Below are 3761 nucleotides of genomic sequence, written 5' to 3'. Positions count from 1 at the left end.
ATACAATACAATACAAGCCATTATTATAATTTTTGGCTGTTTTTTCATTGCAAAACTAAAAAATTATTTCAGACATTTAAACGCTACTATTGGCGTCTAATAAAACTAAATATTAAAGGCGGTATTTTATGAAAAATAAAAATCGTAATAACATAAACATCTTAAATAAAAAAGAATGCACGGGCTGTTCGGTATGCGCGCAAGTATGTCCGCATGGCTGCATCAAAATGATTGAAACTAAAGAAGGTTTTCATTATCCCGTTGTGGATGAGAAATTATGCACCGACTGCAGTTTATGCGTTAAAAAATGTCATGCCTTAAACGACAATTTTAAAACCGATTTCGATCAGGAATTTTACGATGTGCGGGCAAACGATGAAATAAGAATGAAATCGTCTTCGGGCGGAATGTTTACTTTGATTGCCGATTATGTTTTGGAAAAAGGCGGTTATGTATGTGGCGCAAGTTGGCGGGAAGGTTGGCTCGGCGTGGAACATATAATAATTGACGACAAAAAAGATTTGGATAAATTGCGTGGTTCAAAATATGTCGAAAGTTCGCTTGGAAATATTTTTCCCAAAATAAAGAAATTATTAAACGAAAATAAATTGTTATTATTTAGCGGGACGCCTTGTCAAGTATCGGCTTTAAATCATTTTTTAGGGAAAGATTATGAGAATTTAATAACGGTTGATTTATTATGCAATAGCGTAGTTCCGCAAAAAGTTTGGCGAAAATATTTGAAAGAAACTTTTAGCGACAACGATATAAAGGATATTGAATATATTGCCTTCAGAGATAAAAATAAATTTGGTTGGGGACGAGGGTTATACATAAAATTTAATAATAGTAAAGAATATATTAAAACAAAATATGAATGCGTTTATAATATTTTATTTTCAGAACATATATCCGCAAAATACGAATGTTTAAAATGCAAATACAGAAAATTTGAAAGAGTTGGCGATATTACTATTGGCGATTATTGGGGAGTTGAAGATAACGATGATAAAGGCGTTTCTTTGGTTTTGGTAAACGGAGTTAAAGGAAAATTTATTTTTGATAAATTAAATAAATCAAATTTCAAATACAAAAGAGTTTATAATGTTTCTAACGGAGGTTTGGGCGGAAATATACCTATATTTGCGAGCAGAAAATATTTTTTCGATAATTTGGATAAAGAAAATCTTGAAACATTATATAATAATTCCAACAATCCAAAACATAATGTGGCAATAGCAAATATGTGTTTTCAAGATAATTATGGAGGAGCATTAACTTATTATGCATTATATAAAATAATAGAAGATTTTGGATATAATCCATTATTAATATACGATAATAATATCGGATATGTTGGAAATAATAACAGCGTATATGATAATGCAAATGGGAACAGATTTGCATTAAAATATATGAATGTAGCGAACGAATATTTTAGTAAAGAAGAATTGGAAAAAATAAATAAAAAATGCGATACTTTTATCGTAGGTTCTGACCAAGTTTGGCGTTTTGGAGGTCTCAATAGATTATTTTATTTTCTTTTTAATTTTGTAGACGGTTTCAAAAAGAAAATATCGTATTCTCCATCTTTTGGCATTCCATATTTTGAAGGAGGATTAAAAGAAAAAATACTTTTTAAATATTATTTGAAGCAATTTGACAATGTTTCGGTTAGAGAAGATGACGGCGTTAAAATATTGAAAGAAGATTTTGATGTAGACGCTACTCATGTATTAGACCCCGTATTTTTATTAGAAAGCGGCGATTATGATTATTTGATTAGTAAAAGTAATTTAAATCTAAACTATAAGTATATTGGAGTATATTCGAGAAGAGGAAACGAGAAATTAAGCGAATATCTTGAAATTGCATCAAAAAAACTTGGATTGCCTATTTTAAAAACAGGTAAGATAGATATCTTTGGAGAAGAATATGATAAATCATTTAGTATAGAAGATTGGCTTTATATGATAAAAAATTGTGATTTTTTTATATCGGATTCGTTTCATGGGACTTGTTTTGCTATGATTTTTAACAAACCTTTTATATTGGTTATTAATAACGGCGTTATATCAAAATATAAATCATTGATAAGAATGTTTAATTTACAAAGTAGAACGGTTGATAATTTTGAAGATATTACAAATAATGAACATCTGTATTTTGAAATGGATTGGACTGAAATTAATAAAAAACTTGCAATAGAAAAAGAAAAATCATTGAAATGGTTAAAATACGCGTTAGAAAAATCCAAAAACAATTTGTATTATCAAAACGATATAATAAATTATTTAATCGAAGAAAATAAAGAAAAAGATAATATAATAAAAGATTTGTATAATAAGAATTTAGAATTAAAAAATAAAGTAGACAATTTATACTTTGATAATAATACTGTTCGGACTGAAATAATAAAAATTAATGAAAATATAAATTGGATAAAATTATTTGGAGTATATAATACTAAAGAATATTTGATATTTTATTTCTTTGGAATTAAGATTTCGTTTAGGATGAATGAGGAGAGGATTAATAAGTTGGCTTGGTGGATACCGATTAGGAAGTGGAGAGATGGGTTTAGAACTAAATTTAAGTAAATATATTATTCTATAGATAAATATTTAGAGTTTATTTTTTCAAATTTATAATATTCTTTAATCATATAGTTTATATCAGGTTCTAAATCTGGATACTCGCTTTTATATTTTTATAAATATTTTTAAAAGAGAAAAAATTGAATTATATGAATATAAACTATTTTTAATTCTTTTTAATCGGAAGAAGTTTTTCTAACTCTATTAATATTCTAACTTCGGGTTTATTCCCTTTGTCTTCTTTAATAATTTTTTCAAGCGAAGAAGGTTTTGGTATTTTTTCTTTATCTTCAATCATTCCTTCAATATGCATTTGCAAAGCTATTTTTCCGTTTTTTATAGTTTCTTCCAAAGTTTTCCCCTCGCTCACGCAACCAGGAAAATCGTAAAATAATATATTATAGCCAGATTTTGATTTTACTATGTCCGATATATACGCGTAAACTTTTCCATTCATAATTAATTTTCCTTAATTTTATAAATCTAATTTCGCTTGTATAAAAATGCTTTTCAAAGTTTTTTTAGATAAATCATGGTTGCTATGATAGGGAACTGTAACTCTGCCTCTTTTTGCGGGATGCTTAAATTGTAAATGTCCGTTGCCCGATTTTACTCTAACCCATCCGTCTTTCTCTAAAATTCTTATAATTTCCCTCGCTTTCATATAAACCTTAAAAATTATCTAATATTTGAATTATATACGAATAAAAATTATTGTCAATTTATAAAATTTTATTTCTATATCTGCTTACAAATTCATCGTAAGGATATAATTTAAAAGAATCGTTATAAACATTTTCAATCAAATTTTTTATCAAATTTAATTTTTCTTTTAAAGTTTTGTTTTTATCTTTTATTTTTCCAAATTCAAAAAAGAAAGATTTTTTTACTATATTCATAAAAATATTTATTCTTATAAACTCGTCAAAAAAAACTCCTTTTGGAATTTTTAATTTTTTTATAAAAATAAAGAAAATCGAAAGAAAATAAAGAACTGCGGCAATTCTGATAAAATAAATAATCGTAAAATCCGCACCCGTTTTGTCTATATAGAATCCAAATATTTTATAATATTCTCCTCTCGCGTTTAGAGATTGAATTATAAAAATTGCCAAAAAATACGGAAACAAATAAAATATTTTTTTTAAAGTTTTGAGTATAGAT

Annotated in this window: 4 protein-coding genes; 1 reads left to right on the top strand and 3 read right to left on the bottom strand. The window is 26.5% G+C overall.

Going from position 1 to position 3761, the window contains the following annotated elements; all coding sequences use genetic code 11:
- Positions 1-128 precede the first annotated feature (128 nt).
- Positions 129-2600 (top strand): polysaccharide pyruvyl transferase family protein, encoded by a 2472-nt coding sequence (locus tag EZH24_RS08580; RefSeq protein ID WP_137998755.1) that lies wholly within the window; start codon positions 129-131, stop codon positions 2598-2600.
- A gap of 163 nt (positions 2601-2763) precedes the next feature.
- On the opposite strand, the gene EZH24_RS08575 is transcribed toward EZH24_RS08580, so the two are convergent.
- The 3 genes from EZH24_RS08575 to EZH24_RS08565 form a co-directional block, all read right to left on the bottom strand.
- Positions 2764-3054, bottom strand: coding sequence for a type II toxin-antitoxin system HicB family antitoxin (locus EZH24_RS08575; protein WP_137998754.1), 291 nt, complete (start codon positions 3052-3054; stop codon positions 2764-2766).
- Between the two features lie 18 nt (positions 3055-3072).
- A complete protein-coding gene (locus tag EZH24_RS08570; RefSeq protein ID WP_137998753.1) occupies positions 3073-3261 on the bottom strand; it encodes a type II toxin-antitoxin system HicA family toxin in 189 nt (62 codons plus the stop codon).
- Positions 3262-3319: 58 nt separating this feature from the next.
- On the bottom strand, positions 3320-3761 hold a 442-nt coding region (locus tag EZH24_RS08565; RefSeq protein ID WP_137998751.1), incomplete at its 5' end, for an energy-coupling factor transporter transmembrane component T family protein.

The organism is Brachyspira catarrhinii (genome assembly GCF_005518285.1).
Lineage (GTDB): Bacteria > Spirochaetota > Brachyspiria > Brachyspirales > Brachyspiraceae > Brachyspira > Brachyspira catarrhinii.
Note: the sequence above shows the minus strand (reverse complement) of the source record. Positions and strands in the feature narration are given on the sequence as shown.

Excerpts from the sequence above, each read along its gene's own strand:
- EZH24_RS08580 (WP_137998755.1), top strand. The coding sequence starts at position 129 with ATGAAAAATAAAAATCGTAATAACATAAACATCTTAAATAAAAAAGAA.
- EZH24_RS08575 (WP_137998754.1), bottom strand. The coding sequence starts at position 3,054 with ATGAATGGAAAAGTTTACGCGTATATATCGGACATAGTAAAATCAAAA.
- EZH24_RS08570 (WP_137998753.1), bottom strand. The coding sequence starts at position 3,261 with ATGAAAGCGAGGGAAATTATAAGAATTTTAGAGAAAGACGGATGGGTT.